We start from the raw sequence: 19,833 nt of genomic DNA on the forward strand, positions 1-19,833 counted from the left end.
ATGGCTGATGAAAGATTACCCATTAAGTTTTTTGCTAAAAGAGAAGTAGACAATATGAGAGTGGAAGCTGGTGGCGGAGGGGAACCACCAAAATTTGTATTAAGTCCTGAAGAACTAAAGATTAAGTCCAGAGTCTTTGTGGATGTGATTCAGGAGTTTAAATCGGAAGTGTTGAAGAGGGAAAGAGAAAACTCCTTAATTCCAGTCGTTTTTAAGACGAAAATTATTGATGATGCAGCTGCTAAAACACATAGACGTGAAGTAAGCAACTTATTTAGGACTGGTACAGATAATAATGTATTGGGGTTAGCTGATGAAGATGAACTGATAATCAAAGTAGATGACTCTCGAGAAGTCGATAAAATCCTTGAACGTTTGAAGAATACTCAGCGATATTCACATGCTTTATCTGCTATTGACAGCATATCTGGCTTCGAGCCAATAATTAGCAAGAGCAAAAATGCCGAGCCTGTTGACTACAAAGTTAAACTCATTGATTTTCAAAACTATGAGCAAAATACAGCCGTTAGAAATTACTTTGAAAGATTAATGGAACAAATGGGGCACGAAGTAATCAGGACCAATTATACACCAAGTCATGTGGTCTATAATGTCAAAGGCATTAATCTTGATAAGTTTATGACGCTTAATAAAAATGAAATCTTTGAAGCTATTTTTTCCATCGAACCTATGCCAAAGTATGCAATTGCTCTAGATATGGAAGAAGACGAGGCAACGATTAGCATTTCAACTCCTAAAGAAGGAAAAAAGTATGCAACTGTAGGAATCTTGGATAATGGTATAGCAGATATCCCTCATCTAAAACCATGGCTTGCAGAAGAAAGATATACTGCATATCCAGAACCCTATGTAAAAAGGGATCATGGAACTTTTGTTTCTGGAGTAGTTGTCTATGGTGATCACTTAGAGGGTGAGAATTGGGTCGGTACTGAGGGTGTCAAAGTTCTGGATGCATGTGTTTACCCAGATGCTGATAAGGAGGGCATCAAAGAAGATGAGTTAATTCGAAATATTCAAGAGGCAGTTAAAGCTCACCATAGAGATGTGAAAGTATGGAATCTGTCAATCAGCATAATCAATGAAGTGGATAACTATAGTTTTTCTGATTTTGCTGTTGCGCTGGATGCTCTACAGGATCAATACGGAGTTTTAATCTGTAAATCTGCAGGAAATTGCAAAAATTTTAAGACGGGCCATCCAAAGGGAAGGATTCATCAAGGTGCTGATAGTGTAAGGTCCATAGTGGTCGGATCTATCGCACATAAAAAATCTTCATTGGATTTGGCCGAGGTTGATAATCCATCTCCATTTACTCGTATAGGACGAGGGCCATCTTATATTATTAAGCCTGAAGTAGTGCATTATGGTGGAAACGCGGGTGTGGATGTTGCAGGAAGGATGGTTACAACAGGAGTTAAATCATTCGGATTGGATGGCGCTATCCGCCAATCAGTGGGGACAAGCTACTCTACACCTCGCATTGCAGCGCTTGCAGCAGGTTTACATCAAGAAATGGAGGAAGAGTTTGATCCATTGTTAATTAAGGCTTTGATGGTTCACTCTGCAAGCTATTCAGAAAATCTCACTGTTCCAGTAACAGAAAGAGTTAATCAAGTAGGCTTTGGGAAACCACAGCCTGTAAGGGATATCCTATATAATTCACCTCATGAAGTAACCCTGATTCTACGTGATGAAATTGCAAAGGGTGCGTACATAGATATGATGGACTTTCCTATGCCTGACTGTCTTGTAGATGGAGATTATTATACAGGACAAATCATTGTGACCTTGGTTTATAACCCTATTTTGGATTCAACACAGAGAGCAGAGTATTGCCAATCTAATTTGGATATTAAAATGGGGACTTATGATGCTAAGAAAGACAGGGATACATCTATAAAGAATATTCTTAATCCAGTAGGGCGTGATGGTTCTCAAAATGTGCTTCTCGAAGACTACTATAGTAAGAAAAAAATGAGAAGCAATACTGATGAATTTGCTTTGAAAGAAAGACTGCTGATTAAATATGGGGATAAATACTATCCTGTGAAGAAGTATGCAGTTGATCTGTCCGAAATGACTGATGGCAATCAACTAAAGTACTTGACGAAGGATAAGAATTGGTATTTGTATATAAAAGGCCTTTACAGAGATCACATCGAAGTTAAGTCTCAAATGGAAGGTACTGTACCAAGCCAAGAGTTCTGTCTCATTGTAACAATCAAGGACCCGACAGGAACAAAGCCTGTATATAATGAAACAAACCAAAAGCTAAACGAATATAACTTCTGGCACAACAACATCAAGCTACAAACAGATGTTACAGTTCGCAACTAAAAATAGCAGAGGCTTTATGGAAATTATTTGGAGGCGCGAGGTAAACCTTGCGATGTAATAATACTATTTTTCTTGATCGCTCTCATTAATCTTGTTCACTGTATTCGTAAGGAGTAGGCTCTTCGCCGAGCTAGCTAATCAATTCATCCGTTAATTCTTTGGGGAGTGATTATTTGAAAGATTATAGAACAAAAGAAATGAAGTATCTACTAGTTGCATATTCTCTATTATTTTTACTCTGGTGCACTCCGATCTTTGAGCAAATTCCTGAAACAATAAAAAGCGACTATAAGATAATAATATCTATTTCGGAAGGTGTCGCTATCTCAGGGGTATTATCTCTCATAGTTTTTCTTGGTGATTCGTTAATAAGTAGTAGTCTAAAAGATAAATTAGTCGGTTTATTTTTCATACCACGAGCTGGACAAACCATTTTTACACGTATTTCTAATAAAGAAGTTAATGATGATCGATTTTTGAGTTATGATGCAATTTCTCTCTATTCTACTATTATAGAAAATATGCCATCGCTGAAAAAGGAGAAACTCCATTATGAAAATACCAATTGGTATAAGATTTATAGTCAGCACAAGGAAGATGCGGCTATCATGCAAACACAGAAGGATTTTTTGCTTTGCCGGGATTTATTTATTGAAACCTTAGAATTTGTTATGCTTTATATTATTTCCTTATTTATATTCAATGGTTCTGTGCTGTTTTCTTGGCGTTTAATTCTTACACTATTAGTAATGGTGGTAATAACAAATATTTCCACGCACGTTAAGATGAATCGTTTCGTCAACACGGTGATTGCTGTTGATATTTCAAAAACAAAAAAACAGGAGGCTAAATAATGAGTCAAAAACTTACTTTTTACCCACTTGGAAATGCTGAAACTTGCTTACTAGAGTTGTCCAATGAAGATAAGTTTCTATTTGACTATGCTGCTATGAATGATGGGTCGGCTACGGATGAGCGCATAGATATAAAGCAGGAGTTGTCTGGAATCAGTGAATTTAAAGTTGTAATGTTCTCTCATGCTCATGATGACCATACAAAAGGTGCAAGCGATTTTTTCTACCTTGATCACGCCATTAAATATCAATCTGAGGATAGAGCAAAAATTAATGAATTATGGGTTTCGTCTGCATTTCTTTTAGAAACCGATCTTGAAAATGGTGCCGATGCGAAAATTATCAGAAATGAAGCCCAATATCGCTTAAAAGAAGGCTATGGGATAAAGATATTTGCAGCCCCTGATAGTCTTTCATCATGGCTGGAAGCGCATGAAATTGAATACGATGATATTAAACACTTGGTTGTGCATGCAGGCGAAATCATTGAAATTGAGGGCGCAGAAGATGAAGTGCAGGTTTTTGTTCATGCGCCTTTTTCAGAGGATAGCGAAGAAGTGCAGGATAAGAACGATCCCTCTATTGTGTTGCAGATAAGATTGTTTAACGATGATAGGAAAACGAATATTCTAATGACAGGTGATACTCCATATAAAATCCTTGATAAGATTGTAGATATCTCAAAAGCGAATGGGAACGAAGATTACTTGATTTGGGATATATATGATATACCTCATCATTGCAGCCATACTGGACTTAATAAGAAGGAAGAAAAAGATACATTCAGGATTACTCCCACAGAGAATGTCCAGTGGATTTTGCAGCAGGCACAACAGAATGCAATGATGGTGGCATCATGCGTGAAAATTACTGAAGAAACTTCTCCGCCGCATATAATTGCAAAAAGGGCATATGAATTTTATACTTCCTCTGATGTGAAATTAATGGTAACGATGGAACATACGTCGCTGGAAAGTAGTAAACCTACGCCGATTGTTTTTGAAATCGACAAGTTGGGCATTACCCTTAAATCAGAGAATATTCAAGCGGCTTATCTCAAAAAGTCTGCGCCGAGAGCCGGGTACGAGCTATGAACACATTAGCGTCTTTACAGCTTGCGTTTTCAAAGGAGATTGTATTCTCTCTGGAGCGTACCGGAATTGGGAAAGTCATTTCGATTAGCACCGCACCGGAACATGGATGGGAGCTGTTAGAGGTAGATATTATAGCAATCGAATTGCCCCAATATCCTGTCTTTCCAGTAAAGGCTATCGAACGCATCAAAATAAAGATAATTGATGATTGCCTTCCGGAGGTATTTTGCCGCCAAGATTTCCCTGTCGTTCCACACCTAAATGTCTATGAGAACGGCGATAAAACCCTATGTTTATTTGATGTAGCTTTTCACGATATAAAATACATGTTCAACGCAAGCATGTTTATCAACAGAATCATCTACTGGTTTTCAAAAACGGCACGTGGCGAGTTGCACCAGCCTGATCAGCCTTTAGAGCCATTCTTCCCGTCAGTACGCGAATCTGTGATACTTAATGTAAATGAACATACCAATAAACTCCCGTTCATTCGCTTTGAAGAAATTACAACATCATCTGGGAGGCTCTTAACTGAGATCCCCCTCAAAGAAACCGAAAGAGGAAAGCTATTTGCTTATTTGCGCATTGATATTAAAAAACACTATATTGACAATATAATCAACAGCCTACCACAAACTTTACTTGGACTAAATGATGCCTTTGGTGAGGATATCCTGAAAGAAATAGACCAATGTATATTACCTATTTGGGAAATTAAGCAGAATCCCAAAGAGTATATGCTGTTATTTGAGCAAAAAGAAACTGAGCTCAAGAATTGTTCTATAATGCTACTGGTATCCATATCGCGTGCACGATCCCCTGAGGTCGATCCTGAGCATCTTGAATTTAAAGCCTTTACAATTGAAACAACCTTCCAAACTTTATATCAGGCTTTTGGATACTATAAGGAAGGGGCTAAGTTAGTAAAGAAGCATAATTTGGTAAATGCACATGAAATAATGATTATGCAACATGAGGTACTGTGTCACTTAAATCGCAATTTTGCTCAGGTTCTCAATGAAGCCAAAGATGCTAATTGCGATAGTAACTTCGTCCAAATAGGTGTAGGTGCTCTTGGATCTCAGATTGCAAATAACTGTATTAGGTCTGGATATGGAAAATGGACCTATATCGATCCAGATGTGGTATATCCTCATAACTTATCTAGGCATTGTCTTAATGTTGCGGACATTGGCCAAAATAAGGCAAAGTCGATGAGCTTATATGCTGAAAGTATATTCCCCGATAAAGCGGATTCTTGTATAAACGCAGTTATGGAAACCAATATTCTATCTCCAGAAAGTAAAAGTGCTTATTCGGATGCTATAGGAAATGCTAAAATGCTCATAGACACATCGGCTTCTGTTGCGGTTGAACGCTATGTATGCCATGAACTTGCGAGGAATACAAGATGTGTTAGTTTTTTCATGAATCCATCTGGGTCTTGTGCGGTAATGCTACTGGAAGATGAAGGCAGAGAAATCACGTTAGATATTTTAGAGATGCAATATTATAATCTATTAAAAAACAATCCGAAGTATTTTTTTGATCACCTAAAGTCAGAACGACGGGTCATCTATTCTTCCAGTTGTAGAAGCACTAGTCTAAAGTATCCGCAAGACAATATGGCAATTTTTTCAGGACTTTGTTCCAAGGCAATCAAAGATGCTGCTAATAATTTTAAGGGACTTATTGCTATTTGGAAAATAGATGGTTTAGCTATTGATTCAAAAATATACTCAGCTGAGCCATATAAAAATTATACTTATAGTAACTGGACAATAAAAGTTGCACATCAGGTTGAAACTAAATTTTATGTTAACAGGAAAAGGAAACTCCCTTGCGAAACTGGAGGAGTACTAATCGGTTCTTACGATTATGAGAGAAAGATTTGCTATATCGTGGACTTTATATCTTCACCAGAAGATAGTATTGAGTCCCCGTATTCGTATATAAGAGGATCTAAAGGCTTATTGCAAAAAATCAGAAGAATTGAGGATATTACAGCAGGAAACTTAGGTTATGTGGGTGAGTGGCATTCCCATCCTAATGATTCTACTGAACAAAGCCAAGATGATAAAACACTAATGAAATCAATAGTAGACTATAATGCAACTCAAAGTTGCCCCGGATGTATGGTGATTGTTGGAGAAACGCATTTCTCTGTATATATTGAGGAGATTTAGCACCTTCTTTCAGTCTTATCGAGTGAAACTATCTCTCAATATAACGTGTTAAGGATTTTTACAGGAGTGGAGGTCATTAGATATTAACAACATAGGATACGATGAATTCGTAGAGCACATCGAGGGACTCATTAAAAGAAAACACTTTGAAGGTCCGCTTGAGGAAGTTTATGAGAAGACTGAAATAGAGTTTGCTCAGTATCAAGAAAACCGAAATATTATGAATACCCATGAGGATATTAAAAAGCTTAAAAGCTTATTGAGAACAGATCTAAATTCGATAGACTTTGGCTACCTTTGGGGATCAATTGGTATTATAGTTGCAATTCTGATATGTATGTTTTCAATGCTTATTGATAGTGAAAGTAACCCTCTTTTAAAGTCTATTCTAGTGCTTATTAGCATATCTGTCTTTTTATATTACTTGATTCAAATTTTAAAAGTCGGTAAGAAGTACTATCCAAAAAGAAAAATACTTTATATTTGTTTGGAGATCCTTAACAGAAATAATGACATAACAATTAAACGAAACAAGGAGCAATTAGAGACGGTTTTTTCAGAATGCAGGGACTATAGGCAAATCGAAATCTGTAAAAGAGACTACAAAGCCATTTTCCTTTATCGGAATAATCGAAATAGACAATAGTGGCTAGTAAATTTATAAGTGAATACTATTTAGTGAATTGCTCCACGGCTGAATCTCCGCAGGATGATCGACAGAAGACTTATACCTAGCCACTCTAATGAACGACCAAGGTTCCTTCAAATGGTCGTTAGTTGATAATATTTTTAAATATCTAAATTATAAGAAGTTCATGATATAATTGCTTTGTACCACTTAAAAAGGCTGGGTGGGCTACCAATCCTCTTTGAAAGGGGTGAAGTCAAAGCCTTTTATGCCGATTCTAGTAAACCTAATGAACAAAGGATAATATGTAATTATCCAGCGTTGGGAAGGCATAATAGTGGACTTTCCGAAAGCACTTAATATTGCAAATGAACTACTAAAATTACACATAGATTCACTTGATATTGTCTTGGTCGCTCATGTATTAACTCTAAGAGGCTGTGATAACCCCTTACAGGTTAATTGTTCGGAAACAGAACACTTTACAGTGCAGAAATTTAACGAAATTTATCAGGGCATTGTAGGTGCAGGCTTTTACTAGGAAGGTCTTTTTTTCTCTTTGGGCTTGGTCTCGTTCATGTAAGGCCTCTTTCTTTTCTGCTACTGCTTTATGCAGCTCCTAGGTAGTTATATCTTCGATCTCCAGTTCAGCGACGAAATCTGCCCGCTCATCTTCGGGGATGCCTAACAAGAGAAGGGACTTGGAGTAAGTCAGATTGGAAAAAACCTGTGTCCGAGTGCCGGTGTCAAGGGATTCAGGGTGTAGGGGGCCGTAGGCGGTGGCGATGCGCATCAGCTCTTCGGCCTTATTTTGTGAGAAGTTGACGGATTCCTTCAGCTATGTGCCTAATGTATGCTTGGATGAGAACAGTAGTATATTTACGGGGGTTAAAATTACATGTCACTAGTAAAATCAAAAAAAGCAAGAGAATTAAACGCATACTTCACTCCGGAAGGTTTTGTAATTGAGGAAACGCCAGACGACATAGATAAGCTACAGATAGATCAGCAATATCCCCTTAATGAATGGATCGGACAATTTGAAGTAAATAAGTACATAGCCTTATTTCATCTTGGCTTTTTAGAAAAGGAAAAGTGGTTTTCACCTGCAATTGAATATCTTTATCATATTGCAGATTTACTAATTAAAAAAATATCTAAGCAGTCTGATCTTGAATTTAGTCGGGAGTCCGTACAAGTTGAATTAATTGAAGAAGAGCTAGATAGGTTAATAGAAGAGGTGCCCTTTGTTGTTGGGGCGGAGTATGTAGACGCCACTTGGCTTCAAGCGATATGGGAGAAACTGCTAGCAGTTTTCAGGATGGAAATCAGGACGTATGAAGGTACAGTCTCCAGGTATTTTGCGGAGTATAGCTCCAATATCAATGTCGTAGGAAGAGTGTTTTTCCACCTAGTTGAAAATAAGGAAGAGCAGTACCCTTTTGCTTTTATGGCCACTTATTCAACAAAACCAGTTAAAAGTAAAAAAGCAGTACATACCCCTTTGAAAAATGCCTTGGTGGAGTTTAAAGGGGATGATAAGACGCTGCTTGCGCTCATGGCAACGGTCATCAAGGCAGCAGAGTAAAGTAGCTTCATCTCGGAATTGCTAGAGAGCGGTGAGCTGTTTGCGCCGCTGAAACTCACTAGCAAGGAAGCGTACACCTTCTTAAAAGAGATTGTGATCTATGAAGGGGCTGGCATCCTGTGCAGAGATCATCCTGACCAGTATCTGGGCAGGGAGGAATATAAGCCGGAAAACAGTGGCAAGTTTGAACAGCTCAGAGAAATATGTGAAACGATTTATGAAAAAAGAGAGAGAGTCCTTGTATTTACACAGTTTAGAGAGATGACCGAGCCGATCTCAGATTTCTTAAAGAGCATATTTTTAAAAGAGGGCCTTGTCTTACATGGGGGTACCCCAGTAAAAAAACGCAATCAAATGGTTGAACAATTTAATGGCGAGCATTACATTCCTTATATGGTGCTTTCTCTAAAGGCTGGGGGTGTCGGACTGAATTTGACTGCAGCAAATCATGTGATTCATTTTGACAGATGGTGGAATCCAGCCGTTGAAAATCAAGCCACAGATCGAGCGTTTCGGATTGGTCAGACTAAGAATGTCATGGTGCACAAATTCGTGACTAAAGGAACAGTGGAAGAAAAGATTGATGCTATGATTATGAAGCTAAGGCCCTTAGTAAAACAACTTCGTGTAGTCTGTCTGGGTATCAGCGATATGGTAAATATAGATGACATCCATAATCCTACGATAAATCGCAATATGCTTTCTACAAATAACCATACGAAAGCCTTGCTCATTCAACCACGCATCAGGTGTCATAGAACCTGTATCTGGGAAATCCTCCAACCGTTCTATAGTATTTAAGATATTGTCACTGACCTTAATTGAAGTTGGCAAATCGAACTGTATCTGATAATAATCCTCAATCCTTTTTAAATCCTCCCAGGCAGAAGGTAGAATTTCAATATTACACTTCATTTGCCCGCTCCCTTAATCTTCTTCTCGCTTCCGAAATACTGAGGGTTTCCGCTCCGCTGATTCTTTCCTGCTCAGCCTGCAAAATTCTGGCACGAAGCTGCAAAATCTGTTCCCTTTTTTCAAAAGCATCAATACTCATGAGAACCAAATCTCCCTCACCATTTTTTGTAATATATATAGGCTCTTTTGTTTCCTTTGCCAGATTTGAAATCGTAGAATATTCATTCCGCAATGTCGCTGATGGTTTTATTATCATAGTCCCACACTCCTGATATCAATTTTATGATATAATTATATCTTGAATTTGCTATAAAGTAAAGGAAGTGTGTATTTCGTGATCCGGACACCGGAAGACGAAAATGCCCCGTTTCTTACTCTATCGAATGGCTGTGAAGGTTGGTTTAATTCTCGGAGAGCTATTAAAATATTTTCTTGTAAGGCCTCTTTCTTTTCGGCTACGACTTTTTGTAGCTCCAAGGTTGTCATGCCTTCGATCTTCAGTTCTGCGACGAAATCTGCCCGCTCATCTTCGGGGATACCTAAGAGGAGGAGGGCCTTGGAGTAAGTCAGATTGGGAAGAACCTGTGTCCGAGTGCCGGTGGCAAGGGATGTCGGGTAAGGAGTTAAGGAAAAATCAATATCTTACGGCTAAAGAGTTAGCTGATAAGCTTCATATCGATACGATAGATGTCCTGAACATGGATGATAAAAGGCTCAAGGATATTGAGGAGCCCCTTAAGTCGGAGATGATTCCCATCCTTAGAGGGGATTATATGGATAGGTTGCCGAATTAAGGCTTGTCCAAGAATAGACAACGTTGTCTATTCTTGGACAAGTTAGCGTTCGCCACAGGCAAAGGCCTTCGGAGATTTTTCTTCGGGGGTCTTTCTTTAACGCTCTCTTAAAACATTCGGGACCGACTGTGGTGGAGAATCTCATGGGTGATGCCAACGGGGAAATCATCGGTAAAAATATTAAGCTGAACAATGTTCCTTACAAAGTGATTGGAGTCACGGTAAGTCAAGGCTCCTCGGGAATGACCAATAATGATGATATGATCTTTGCTCCCATCTCTTCAGTGCAATCACGTTTGGTGGGGAGCAAGAGCGTGCGCCAAATCTATATCGAGGTTCAAACTGCTGAACTGATGACAGAAGCCCAAAACCAGGTGACTTATGCCTTGCAGACTGCCCATAAGCTTCAAGACGGTCAGGAAAATGATTTTAATATTACCAATCAGGCGGAGATTCTCGAGTCGATGGAGGAAATATCTGGCGGTCTCATCGGGATTTTGTTGGGTTGGGGAGGTTCGCTGCTTGCCAGTAGCATTTTTGGAGTCGCCGCAAGCGTGTCTTTAGGTAGCTCAAGGCTAAGTATGCGGTGAAGCGCTGGGGGGGAGCGGACCGGTATGGCACCCAGCAGATCATCCTACAAAACCTCGTTACCGAGCAAGCACCGATATATATCACCTCAAGCCAAGTCTCACCCAAAGATGTGAGTCATGGGCAACCTAAGGCCGATGCCTTGATGGCTGCGGCCCTAGGCGCCAAAAATGGAAGATTCGTGGTTACCGTCCCGCAAAGCAGCCTTCCATCCGCTGTAAACTATTCCTTGCTTTACAATAAGGGGTATATTTCCGGTGCTACGGTGGTGGGTAATGCAGAAGCCGTCAGTGTGAGTTTAGAAAAGAAAATTCATGAGTTGTTAGAGCATTAGGCTTCGGCAAAATCGAAGAAACCTGGTCGCTCAAATCAGAGTGGCCAGGTTTCTAGGCATACATAAATAAAAGGCTGTTGTGTATAGTGATATGCTCCCCTTATGGTAGACAGGTTAAATAATAAAAACCTATTATCATGAGAGGAGCATTTTTATGTCTAAAATAAACCAATATAGTGCTGCTGAAAAACTAGCTATATTGAAAGAGCTTGAATCTGGGCATAGTCAGCCAGATATTGCTCGAAAATATGATGTTAGTACATATACTTTGTTTAAATGGAGACGGCGTTATGAATTATATGGATATGAGGGGTTAGAGGTTAGAACTCGAAATAATAGCTATTCTGTAGAACTTAAAGTTCAAGCGGTTCAGGATTATCTTTCGGGAAAACATTCACAGTATGAAATCATAGATAAATATAAAATAGCCAGTCGTACTCAACTCACGAATTGGGTTAACAAGTATAATAGTCATAGTGGTTTAAAAAGTTCTAAAAGCGGAGGATCAAGCACTATGACTAAGGGACGTTCTACTAGCTGGCAGGAACGGATTGATATTGTCTTATACTGTCTCTCTAATAATCAAGATTATCTGAAAACCTCGGAGAAATTTGAGGTTTCATATCAACAGGTTTACCAATGGGTTAAGAAGTATGAAGTGGGTGGAAAAGATGCGCTAAAGGATGGACGTGGACGGAAAAAGGAACTTGAGGAATTAAGCCCAGAAGAACTACAGAAACTTGCTATAAAGAAACTAGAATACGAAAATGAAAAGCTCAGAGCTGAAAATGCTTTGTTAAAAAAGTTACAGGAACTCGAAGGGTGGCGGTTTTAAGCCAAGTTAAACATGAGAAAATCTATCGAGCTATCCAAGCTGTGCAGCAAAAAGGACATTTTAGTGTAAATCTTTTATGTCAAATAGCAAAGATTTCACGCTCAAGCTATTATAAATGGCTTAAACGTCAGGTTAGTCCTCGTGAACAAGTAAATAAAGAACTTATTGACGCGATGATTTTACTATACGAAAAGGTAGATGGTATTTACGGTTATCGTCAATTAACCCTTAGTTTAAGAAGACAAACGAATCAAGCGATTAATCATAAGCGGGTATATCGTCTCATGAAGATTGCTGGAATCCAATCTGCTATTCGTAAAAAGAAGAAGAGGTATGTTAAGTCAACTCCAGAACAGATTGCCGAGAACCTCTTAAATCGCGAATTTATAGCAGAAAACCCAAACGAAAAATGGTTAACCGACGTTACCGAATTTAAATATGGAAATGGTCAGAAAGCTTATCTTAGTGCTATCCTCGATTTGAATGATAAATCCATTGTGTCATACGTTTTAGGTCATTCAAACAACAACCGCCTTGTTTTCGAGACCCTAGATCTAGCCTTACAAGCTGCACCCCAGAGCACACCACTAATCCACAGCGACCGTGGTTTTCAATATACCTCTTGGGGTTTTAAGAGGAGGTTGGAAGCATATGGTTTAACTCAGAGTATGTCACGTGTTGGTAAGTGCATTGACAATGGACCCATGGAAGCTTTTTGGGGAACACTCAAGTGTGAAAAGTATTACCTACATAAATACCCAACCTTTGAAACTCTAAAAAAAGATATTGATGATTATATCCATTTCTACAATTACGAAAGATTACAGAAGAAACTAAACAGCCTTAGTCCAATGGAATTTAGGACCAAGGCTGCATAATGACTTTTTATTTTTTGTGTTGTCTACTTGACGGGGTGCAGTTCAATAGAGTCAACAGCCTTTTATTTATGTATGATCAAAACGTAAATATAGCTTAAGTATTACTTAAATATTACTTAAATATAACTTAAATAAAATTGAGATATAACTGAGATGAAACTAAAATAGCCCCTCACTAGGAGTATACTCTAAGTCATGAGCCTCAGCCACAGCCTTAATCGTCAACTTTCCTTTGTAGGTATTCAGCCCTCTTCGCAGTGCGGCATCTTCACTCATCGATTTTTCTGCACCCAAATTGGCAACCTTTAAGACATAGGGCAAGGTCGCATTCGTTAAAGCCTGGGTGGAGGTCCGGGGCACGGCGCCTGGCATATTGCCTACGGAATAGTGAATAATTCCATGCTTAACAAAATAGGGATCGTCCAAGGAAGTAACACGATCCATACTCTCAATGGCTCCACCTTGGTCGATGGCTACATCTACCAGTACCGCACCGGGCTTCATGGTCTTTACCATATCCTCCGTAACCACTTTAGGGGTCTTGGCACCGGGAATCAAAACGGCACCGATGACTAAGTCGGCTTTCCTAACTGCTTTAGCAATATTATAATTATTAGACATCAAGGTGATAACCCGACCGCCAAAAATATCATCCAGATAGGATAGTCTGGCACCACTGACATCCAGCACCATAACCTGAGCACCTAAGCCAACGGCGATCTTCACCGCGTTAATGCCGACACTACCACCGCCGATGATGACTACCTTAGCCGGTTCTACTCCTGAAACGCCACCGAGAAGGATACCTCTGCCACCGTTTGTTTTTTCCAGCAAGTAAGCACCTACTTGAATAGCCATGCGGCCGGCTACTTCACTCATCGGTGCCAGCAGGGGCAAGGACTTATTAGGAAGCTCAACCGTTTCATAAGCTAACCCGATAACCTTAGACTCCAGAAGAGCTTGTGTTAATTCAGGATTGGGAGCTAAATGGAGATAGGTGAAGAGAATTTGATTCTCCTTTAAAAAGGGATACTCAGATTTTAAGGGTTCCTTAACTTTAACGATCATCTCCGCTCGTTCATATACTTCTCGGGCGGTATCGACAATAAGAGCACCAGCCTCAATATATTCCTCATCAGGGAAACCACTGCCCAAACCGGCTGATTTCTCCAGATAACAAGTATGACCGGCCTTAACAAGAGCGTCAACGCCGGCAGGAGGCATGCCTACCCGATTTTCATGGGCTTTAATCTCTTTTGGTATTCCTATTATCATTTTAATCACCTTTTATCCTAGTTTCTTTTATATAAAATATTCTGTAATAATATAATAATATATAATAGGAAAGAAAATGTAAATATATAAAGTAGATCTATATTTTAACTAGAATATGGTATAATATGGTTAGAAATATGCCGATATTGGATGATCCGGTGCTAAGATGTTCGCAACAAGCTACGAATTGGGGGGAATGTCATTTATGTGTAAAAATAATAACCTGCGCGAGTGGCGTTTAGCGAATAGCATGACTTTGCAAGAGTTGGCGGAGAGAACCGGACTTAAGATGAGTTATTTGAGCCAGCTGGAAAGTGGCTTGCGGAAAGGGACGCCTAATACTTGGATTAAGATTGCGAAGGAATTAAAGGTACCTGCGAAGACCTTCTTCTCCGACGAGATTAAGGAAGCCGGAGCGCTGTATTGCTGTTCGATTTGAGAGTGCGTTTTCATAGGATTCGTTAGTTGTATGAAATTAAAAAAGTATGATATAGACAATAGTACGATATAGTTAAGAACCCTAGTCGCTCATGAGAGTGGCTAGGGTTCTTTGCGCGAACAGTCTAGTAGATCGTTACACTAGTTCCGTCGGAGGTTTTTTCAACTGTTGGTGAGTATATACCTGCGGCATTCTGAATGTTGATAAGGAAGGTTCCGGGTAGACCGGTAATCGGATCTCCGGAATCCACAAGGTGTTTTGCAGTATAGGTGTAGGTTCCGTCACTATTAAGGGCCTGAACAAAACTATCCGGATTGCTACCGTTGATCTTAAAGTTACTGAGCTTGGTAATCGCTTCATCGGTGTTGAACTTTAAGGTGATGACATCGCCAAGGGTGGCTTTGGTTGGGATTGCGTTATCAGAAGCTATCGTTACTTTAGAGATGCGGGCATATTTATTGATGATGGTAACTGCACTTCCGTCCGATGTTGCCTCAATCGTCTGAGAGTAGATCCCTGCTGCGTTTTGGACGTTGATTTGGAAGGTCGCAGGTACCCCTGTGATTAGATCTCCCGAATCGACTAAGTGTGTGGCCGTATATACATTTCCGACCTGTGTGAAGGTATCGGGGTTACTTCCATTGATCTTGAAGTTACTTAATTTTGTAACGGGTACACTTGAGGTAAAGGTTAGAGTAATAGTATCACCATTCATAGCTTTTGACGTATCTGCGTTATTTGAGGAGATCTTAACATTGCTGATGATGGGCTGTGCCACGACATTTACTGTGGCCTGTGCTGTCTTTAAGCCATCCTCTGTTGTGACTGTAATTGCTGCCACACCCTGAGCTAAAGGAGTGACTACGCCCTGAGTATTAACCGTTGCCACGGCTAAGTTACTGGATGTCCACGTTACCTTTTTGTTCGTTGCGTTGCTAGGGGATACAGTGGCGGTGAGTAAACCTGTTGACCCGCCCGCGGACAGATTTAAAGTCGATGGGTTTAAGGTGACTCCGGTTACCTTTGTCACATCAGTTTCATGGGAATTAGCTACGGTAACCCTACAAGTCGCTGTCTTGCTTCCGTCTTCAGCTGTTGCTGTAACATAAGCTCGACCGGCACTGACACCGACGACTTTTCCGTTGGCATCAACTGTTGCTATAGCTGTGTCGCTGGATTTCCAGATGACCTTTTGATTTGCTTTTTTCGGTGCGATTTTCACGGCCAGAGTAGAACTGTCCCCAACCTTCAGGAACATTCTCTTTTTTAGAATGATAGAAGATACTTTGTGAGGTTTCTTAGTCTTATAGAAATCATGATCTTCTGTTTTTTCTGAAATGGGGTAGTTGGATTTTTCATGAGACTGAGCCCAAGATGGGGGTGAGGCTAAGACAGGTAACGAAGAAGTTAAGATTAAACTCGCCATGCAGATCGTTGAGAATATAGCTTTCGTTGTTCGTTTCATTCGGTGTTCCTCCTTAAATTTTACTATGGAAATTTTTCAAAGGGTGTCGATTCTTCTTTTCACCCTTCTATTATCCATTACGAAGGGGTACAGGTATTTTATGGGGGGGCTACCGGATTTTATGAAAAGGAATTAGAGAGTTAGAAATTCAAAAAAGTCAAGAGATCTAGCGAAAAATTTTCAGTGTATAAATTGTAGAAATTTCAAATTTCGATATTGACTTAGGTTTTAACATGTGTTAATTTTTACATGTCGGTACAATATTTACATAAACAATAATTGCTTCTCTCAATGATTGTTAAGAGCATACATATCCTTATGAAAGTTAGAACTTGGACTACATAATTTGTTGCAATTTTCATTTGCCGGTACCTGGATAGGTTTGGGATTCATAACGTCAGGTTATTCGAGTCCTAAAAAATAAACAATTACTATTTTTAGAGGAGGAGAAACATGAAAAAGACCCTAGCTATTATCTTATCTGCATCACTCGTTCTCTCTGCAACTGCATTGCCAGTATTTGCAGTTGACACAACGACATCTTCTACAATTCCTGCAGAATCAGCAGCACCTGTTGCTGCACCGGCAGCTCCCAAAGCTCCAGCAGCTACCAAAGCACCTGCAACACCTGCAACCGTGATTAAAGGTGATACTTACACTGTAGTAAGTGGAGATGTTCTCTGGAAAATCGCTCAAAAGCATAACATGACAACAGAAGCATTAATTAAATTGAATCCACAACTCAAAAACACCAACTTAATCTTCCCTGGCGATAAAATCGTCGTCAAAGCTGCTGCTGTAACACCTGCAACACCTGCAGCTGCTCCTGCTGTTGCTGCTAAAAAGCTTTACCAAGGAATTGGTATGGTAGCTAACTATCGTGACAACAGTGCAAGAGGCGCAAATAACGACAATTTAAACATTACTACCGCTACTGTATTATTCGATGACAAAGGTAAGATCGTCGACCTCGAGTGGGATGTTTTAGAAATCACTCCTGCTATGTTCCCCGGTTGGATGGATCCTAAAGCAACAGACAAAACTCTTTATAAAGATGCTCAAACCAAGGGATTCCCTTGGGAAACCAAACGTGAAGAAGGCTACGCTTATGACATGACTCATTTGAAATCAAAAGGCGCAGCGGATAACCTCTCTAAGAGTGAGTGGTTCGTCCAACTTGACATCTATGAAGATCTCTTCAAAGGTATGACTGTTGCAGAAGTTAACGACTGGTTTGCAAAATATTGCGGTCCAGACGGAAGACCTTACAAATTAGCTTACTTAACTAATGAAAAGATCACTGCTGCTGACAAGGCAAATGCCGAAAAAGCTATGGCTACCTTCACAGATGCAGAGAAGAAAATGCTTGTAGACGTTACAACCGGTGCTACCATGGCACTTCAAGATCCTCACTCCCGTTTCATCGATGCTTTAAACAAAGCATATGATGATCAAAAAGAAGTAAAATACTAAGATCAACTAACTCTTAACGTAAAGAGCCCTGATCACGCGTTTGTGTGATTGGGGCTCTTTTGTTCATTAATCAGAAAGTATAAGTTTTAGGTACCACTTCACTCATGTCATCCTGAGCGCAGCGAAGGATCTTGACTTGTGAAGCAGCATAGGTCAAGATTCTTCGGCTATGCCTCAGAAAGACATGTATAGTGAAAAGGCGCGCAGCGTTTTTTAATATACGGGCTATTCGATTTGTTGCTTAATTGTACGGAAGTCGAAAAATATTTAGCAAAATAAAGGGAATTTCCAGTTGATATTGAATTCTCTTATGAACTGGAATTTTACTTACAGAGGAGGATTTAATGAAGATGAAGAAAAAGCAAGTTTTGCTTGTCCTGTTATTATCCGTGATGCTCGTTTTGACAGGATGTACATCAAACCAAATGGAGATTTTTGATGCTTCCCTGAAAACACAAAAGGCAACATCCATGCAACAGCACCTTGACCTTTCCCTAGAGTTAAGCGGTACTGGATTGCAACCGGATGTTCAAGCACAAGTGGACAGTGTGGCAGCGATGCTAAATGAGTCAAGCCTTGTTCTCGATATGAAGACTTCGGGCAATGCAGATAAAACTGCGGTTCAAGCGGAAGTCGATATGAAGATGGCCATGCCTGGCATGGAGCTCAATATGCCCTATTGGATCGACATGGATCTGACCGGCGACCATCCTAAGCTAGTTGAGATTTTCCAGCTGCCGACCATGGCTAAAGCCTCATTACCACCAGAATTCATGGGCAAGGATTATATGGTCATGAATTTGACGGAGCTAGATAATCAAGGACTAAACACCCTAGATATGAAAAAGCTGATGGACTTCAGCGTCAATTTTCAAACCAAGTGGAATGATTTCTTGGTGCGCTATGCCGAACAGTTTAGCCCTGATCTGGAAATCGTGAAGGTCCCGGTCAATACTGGGGCTGCGCAGAAATACACCATCAAGCTTGATGATGCCGAATTCAAGAATTTGTTGAGCTATGCGGTCAACAATTTTGCCCAAAATGAAGAAGCCACCGGTTTTCTTAATGATTACATAAAGACGATTATGGAGTTCAGCGCAGGTGCCGGTACTCCTGAAGCCACCATGGAGATGGAGGAAGCTATAGCCGAGTTAGAAACTGGTTCAGCCGAGGCTCTGGACCAATTTAATGAGATCTTAGAATCATTACAGGGTGTGGCTATTCTCGGTGAGCAGGGTATCGAATTAACGTATACCGTCACAGACGGATATATTACGAATAGCAGTGGTAGCATAGATTTTCAACTGGACTTGGCTCAGCTTAGTGAGATTTTGAATGGTTCTGGCGAATTTGCTGAGCCTTCAGAAGAGCTGAAGGGGGTCATCAATTTAGTTCTTCGTTACACTACGGATACCTCAAACATCAATGCCCCATTGGACATCGAGATTCCGGAAGTAACCGCTGCTAACTCCTTTGATTACTTTGAGATGATCGAATCAACCTTGTCTTCTCTAGAGCCGACTATGGAACCAACTCCCGAACCAACCTCGGATTCAGGAGCACTCCCTAACCCAGTTGCTACGGACTATACTGTCAAGGCTGGGGATACCTTGGCGACGATCGCCCTTAATCATTATGGTAGCTATGAGAATTCCCTGAAGATATACCAAGCGAATCTCGACTTGTTTAAGAAAAGCAATAATCGCGTAGATGCCGGAATGATCCTGCATCTTCCTACCGAAGGGTTACTGACCCCTTTATCGACTGAAGGAATCAAGGAAGTATACACCGTAAAGGCTGGCGAGACCCTAGGGATTATTGCTGAAAAGGTCTATGGGGATGGCTCACTTTACACAAAAATATTTGAAGCGAATAAAGCAAGACTGAAGAGCCCAGATTTAATTTACGAGGGACAAAAACTGATCATTCCCAATTAAGGTTTTGCCCCGGAACTTAATTCATGATCTAAAAGTCTATGAAATTTGACTACTGGCAGAAAACCCCTGATCACTCTTTTTTGAGCGATCAGGGGTTTCTCATTGTGTCGGTCGGAATATCAAGTCATATTAGAGAGATAAATAAATAATGTTTAGAAGAAGGTGTCAGAAGTGGTCGTTATTTTTGTAAAG

The 19,833-nt window shown here is 40.0% G+C and carries 19 protein-coding genes and 1 pseudogene; 14 read left to right on the forward strand and 6 right to left on the reverse strand.

Annotated elements, in window-relative coordinates; all coding sequences use genetic code 11:
* The 4 genes from AAC978_RS01440 to AAC978_RS01455 all read left to right on the forward strand — a co-directional run bounded on the left by AAC978_RS01440 (position 1) and on the right by AAC978_RS01455 (position 6,492).
* A complete protein-coding gene (locus tag AAC978_RS01440; RefSeq protein WP_341546180.1) occupies positions 1 to 2,358 on the forward strand; it encodes a S8 family peptidase in 2,358 nt (785 codons plus the stop codon).
* A 173-nt stretch (positions 2,359 to 2,531) separates the two neighbouring features.
* On the forward strand, positions 2,532 to 3,212 hold the full coding sequence (locus AAC978_RS01445) for a hypothetical protein (protein ID WP_341546181.1): 681 nt from the start codon (positions 2,532 to 2,534) through the stop codon (positions 3,210 to 3,212).
* Positions 3,212 to 4,306: a hypothetical protein gene (locus AAC978_RS01450; protein ID WP_341546182.1), complete on the forward strand. Its 1,095-nt coding sequence runs from the start codon at positions 3,212 to 3,214 to the stop codon at positions 4,304 to 4,306. The genes AAC978_RS01445 and AAC978_RS01450 overlap by 1 nt, the downstream gene beginning before the upstream one ends.
* Positions 4,303 to 6,492, forward strand: coding sequence for a ThiF family adenylyltransferase (locus AAC978_RS01455; protein ID WP_341546183.1), 2,190 nt, complete (start codon positions 4,303 to 4,305; stop codon positions 6,490 to 6,492). Before AAC978_RS01450 ends, AAC978_RS01455 begins: the two co-directional genes overlap by 4 nt.
* A 1,247-nt stretch (positions 6,493 to 7,739) precedes the next feature.
* On the opposite strand, the gene AAC978_RS01460 is transcribed toward AAC978_RS01455, so the two are convergent.
* On the reverse strand, positions 7,740 to 7,958 hold the full coding sequence (locus AAC978_RS01460; protein ID WP_341546344.1) for a DUF3102 domain-containing protein: 219 nt from the start codon (positions 7,956 to 7,958) through the stop codon (positions 7,740 to 7,742).
* Positions 7,959 to 8,018: 60 nt separating this feature from the next.
* Here AAC978_RS01460 and AAC978_RS01465 point away from each other — a divergent pair, with 60 nt between their 5' ends.
* Positions 8,019 to 8,708 carry a hypothetical protein gene (locus AAC978_RS01465; protein WP_341546184.1) on the forward strand — a complete coding sequence of 230 codons (690 nt, stop codon included), beginning with the start codon at positions 8,019 to 8,021 and terminating at the stop codon, positions 8,706 to 8,708.
* Between the two features lie 93 nt (positions 8,709 to 8,801).
* Positions 8,802 to 9,170 (forward strand): annotated as a pseudogene (locus tag AAC978_RS16165) (helicase-related protein); the annotation flags it as partial.
* Between the two features lie 147 nt (positions 9,171 to 9,317).
* On the opposite strand, the gene AAC978_RS16170 reads toward AAC978_RS16165, so the two are convergent.
* The 3 genes from AAC978_RS16170 to AAC978_RS01480 are packed head-to-tail and all read right to left on the reverse strand — an operon-like array spanning position 9,318 to position 10,262.
* On the reverse strand, positions 9,318 to 9,623 hold the full coding sequence (locus AAC978_RS16170; protein ID WP_445900266.1) for a type II toxin-antitoxin system RelE/ParE family toxin: 306 nt from the start codon (positions 9,621 to 9,623) through the stop codon (positions 9,318 to 9,320).
* Positions 9,613 to 9,879, reverse strand: a complete 267-nt coding sequence (locus AAC978_RS01475; protein ID WP_341546186.1) for a type II toxin-antitoxin system Phd/YefM family antitoxin — start codon at positions 9,877 to 9,879, stop codon at positions 9,613 to 9,615. Before AAC978_RS01475 ends, AAC978_RS16170 begins: the two co-directional genes overlap by 11 nt.
* 35 nt (positions 9,880 to 9,914) lie before the next feature.
* On the reverse strand, positions 9,915 to 10,262 hold the full coding sequence (locus AAC978_RS01480) for a DUF3102 domain-containing protein (protein ID WP_341546345.1): 348 nt from the start codon (positions 10,260 to 10,262) through the stop codon (positions 9,915 to 9,917).
* Between AAC978_RS01480 and AAC978_RS01485 the strand changes: the two genes are divergently transcribed.
* The 5 genes from AAC978_RS01485 to AAC978_RS01505 all read left to right on the forward strand — a co-directional run bounded on the left by AAC978_RS01485 (position 10,232) and on the right by AAC978_RS01505 (position 13,052).
* Positions 10,232 to 10,417, forward strand: coding sequence for a transcriptional regulator (locus AAC978_RS01485; protein WP_341546346.1), 186 nt, complete (start codon positions 10,232 to 10,234; stop codon positions 10,415 to 10,417). The genes AAC978_RS01480 and AAC978_RS01485 overlap by 31 nt on opposite strands.
* A 23-nt stretch (positions 10,418 to 10,440) precedes the next feature.
* Complete coding sequence (locus AAC978_RS01490; RefSeq protein WP_341546187.1) at positions 10,441 to 11,007, forward strand: ABC transporter permease; 567 nt, start codon at positions 10,441 to 10,443, stop codon at positions 11,005 to 11,007.
* Complete coding sequence (locus AAC978_RS01495) at positions 11,004 to 11,339, forward strand: cell wall-binding repeat-containing protein (RefSeq protein ID WP_341546188.1); 336 nt, start codon at positions 11,004 to 11,006, stop codon at positions 11,337 to 11,339. The genes AAC978_RS01490 and AAC978_RS01495 overlap by 4 nt, the downstream gene beginning before the upstream one ends.
* Positions 11,340 to 11,493: 154 nt before the next feature.
* Entirely contained in the window at positions 11,494 to 12,174 is a 681-nt protein-coding gene (locus AAC978_RS01500; RefSeq protein WP_341546189.1) for a helix-turn-helix domain-containing protein, read from the forward strand.
* Positions 12,162 to 13,052, forward strand: a complete 891-nt coding sequence (locus AAC978_RS01505) for an IS3 family transposase (protein ID WP_341546190.1) — start codon at positions 12,162 to 12,164, stop codon at positions 13,050 to 13,052. The genes AAC978_RS01500 and AAC978_RS01505 overlap by 13 nt, the downstream gene beginning before the upstream one ends.
* 159 nt (positions 13,053 to 13,211) lie before the next feature.
* On the opposite strand, the gene ald is transcribed toward AAC978_RS01505, so the two are convergent.
* Complete coding sequence (gene ald, locus AAC978_RS01510) at positions 13,212 to 14,327, reverse strand: alanine dehydrogenase (RefSeq protein WP_341546191.1); 1,116 nt, start codon at positions 14,325 to 14,327, stop codon at positions 13,212 to 13,214.
* Positions 14,328 to 14,532: 205 nt separating this feature from the next.
* Here ald and AAC978_RS01515 point away from each other — a divergent pair, with 205 nt between their 5' ends.
* The gene (locus AAC978_RS01515) at positions 14,533 to 14,766 is read left to right on the forward strand and encodes a helix-turn-helix domain-containing protein (RefSeq protein ID WP_341546192.1); all 234 of its coding nucleotides are present in this window, start codon (positions 14,533 to 14,535) and stop codon (positions 14,764 to 14,766) included.
* Between the two features lie 124 nt (positions 14,767 to 14,890).
* On the opposite strand, the gene AAC978_RS01520 is transcribed toward AAC978_RS01515, so the two are convergent.
* On the reverse strand, positions 14,891 to 16,231 hold the full coding sequence (locus tag AAC978_RS01520) for an Ig-like domain-containing protein (protein WP_341546193.1): 1,341 nt from the start codon (positions 16,229 to 16,231) through the stop codon (positions 14,891 to 14,893).
* 453 nt (positions 16,232 to 16,684) lie between these two features.
* On the opposite strand from AAC978_RS01520, the gene AAC978_RS01525 reads away from it, so the two are divergent.
* Both AAC978_RS01525 and AAC978_RS01530 read left to right on the forward strand, forming a co-directional pair.
* A complete protein-coding gene (locus tag AAC978_RS01525; RefSeq protein ID WP_341546194.1) occupies positions 16,685 to 17,704 on the forward strand; it encodes a LysM peptidoglycan-binding domain-containing protein in 1,020 nt (339 codons plus the stop codon).
* A gap of 344 nt (positions 17,705 to 18,048) precedes the next feature.
* Positions 18,049 to 19,641, forward strand: coding sequence for a LysM peptidoglycan-binding domain-containing protein (locus AAC978_RS01530; protein ID WP_445900267.1), 1,593 nt, complete (start codon positions 18,049 to 18,051; stop codon positions 19,639 to 19,641).
* Positions 19,642 to 19,833 lie beyond the last annotated feature (192 nt).

The organism is Desulfitobacterium sp. THU1 (genome assembly GCF_038181555.1).
Lineage (GTDB): Bacteria > Bacillota > Desulfitobacteriia > Desulfitobacteriales > Desulfitobacteriaceae > Desulfitobacterium.

Bases quoted from the DNA above. Each gene is read 5' to 3' on its own strand.
- AAC978_RS01530 (WP_445900267.1), top strand. From the start codon at position 18,049: ATGAAGATGAAGAAAAAGCAAGTTTTGCTTGTCCTGTTATTATCCGTG.
- AAC978_RS01455 (WP_341546183.1), top strand. From the start codon at position 4,303: ATGAACACATTAGCGTCTTTACAGCTTGCGTTTTCAAAGGAGATTGTA.
- AAC978_RS01485 (WP_341546346.1), top strand. From the start codon at position 10,232: ATGTCGGGTAAGGAGTTAAGGAAAAATCAATATCTTACGGCTAAAGAG.
- AAC978_RS01500 (WP_341546189.1), top strand. From the start codon at position 11,494: ATGTCTAAAATAAACCAATATAGTGCTGCTGAAAAACTAGCTATATTG.
- AAC978_RS01450 (WP_341546182.1), top strand. From the start codon at position 3,212: ATGAGTCAAAAACTTACTTTTTACCCACTTGGAAATGCTGAAACTTGC.
- AAC978_RS01525 (WP_341546194.1), top strand. From the start codon at position 16,685: ATGAAAAAGACCCTAGCTATTATCTTATCTGCATCACTCGTTCTCTCT.
- AAC978_RS16170 (WP_445900266.1), bottom strand. From the start codon at position 9,623: ATGAAGTGTAATATTGAAATTCTACCTTCTGCCTGGGAGGATTTAAAA.
- AAC978_RS01475 (WP_341546186.1), bottom strand. From the start codon at position 9,879: ATGATAATAAAACCATCAGCGACATTGCGGAATGAATATTCTACGATT.
- AAC978_RS01440 (WP_341546180.1), top strand. From the start codon at position 1: ATGGCTGATGAAAGATTACCCATTAAGTTTTTTGCTAAAAGAGAAGTA.
- AAC978_RS01520 (WP_341546193.1), bottom strand. From the start codon at position 16,231: ATGAAACGAACAACGAAAGCTATATTCTCAACGATCTGCATGGCGAGT.
- AAC978_RS01465 (WP_341546184.1), top strand. From the start codon at position 8,019: ATGTCACTAGTAAAATCAAAAAAAGCAAGAGAATTAAACGCATACTTC.
- ald (WP_341546191.1), bottom strand. From the start codon at position 14,327: ATGATAATAGGAATACCAAAAGAGATTAAAGCCCATGAAAATCGGGTA.
- AAC978_RS01515 (WP_341546192.1), top strand. From the start codon at position 14,533: ATGTGTAAAAATAATAACCTGCGCGAGTGGCGTTTAGCGAATAGCATG.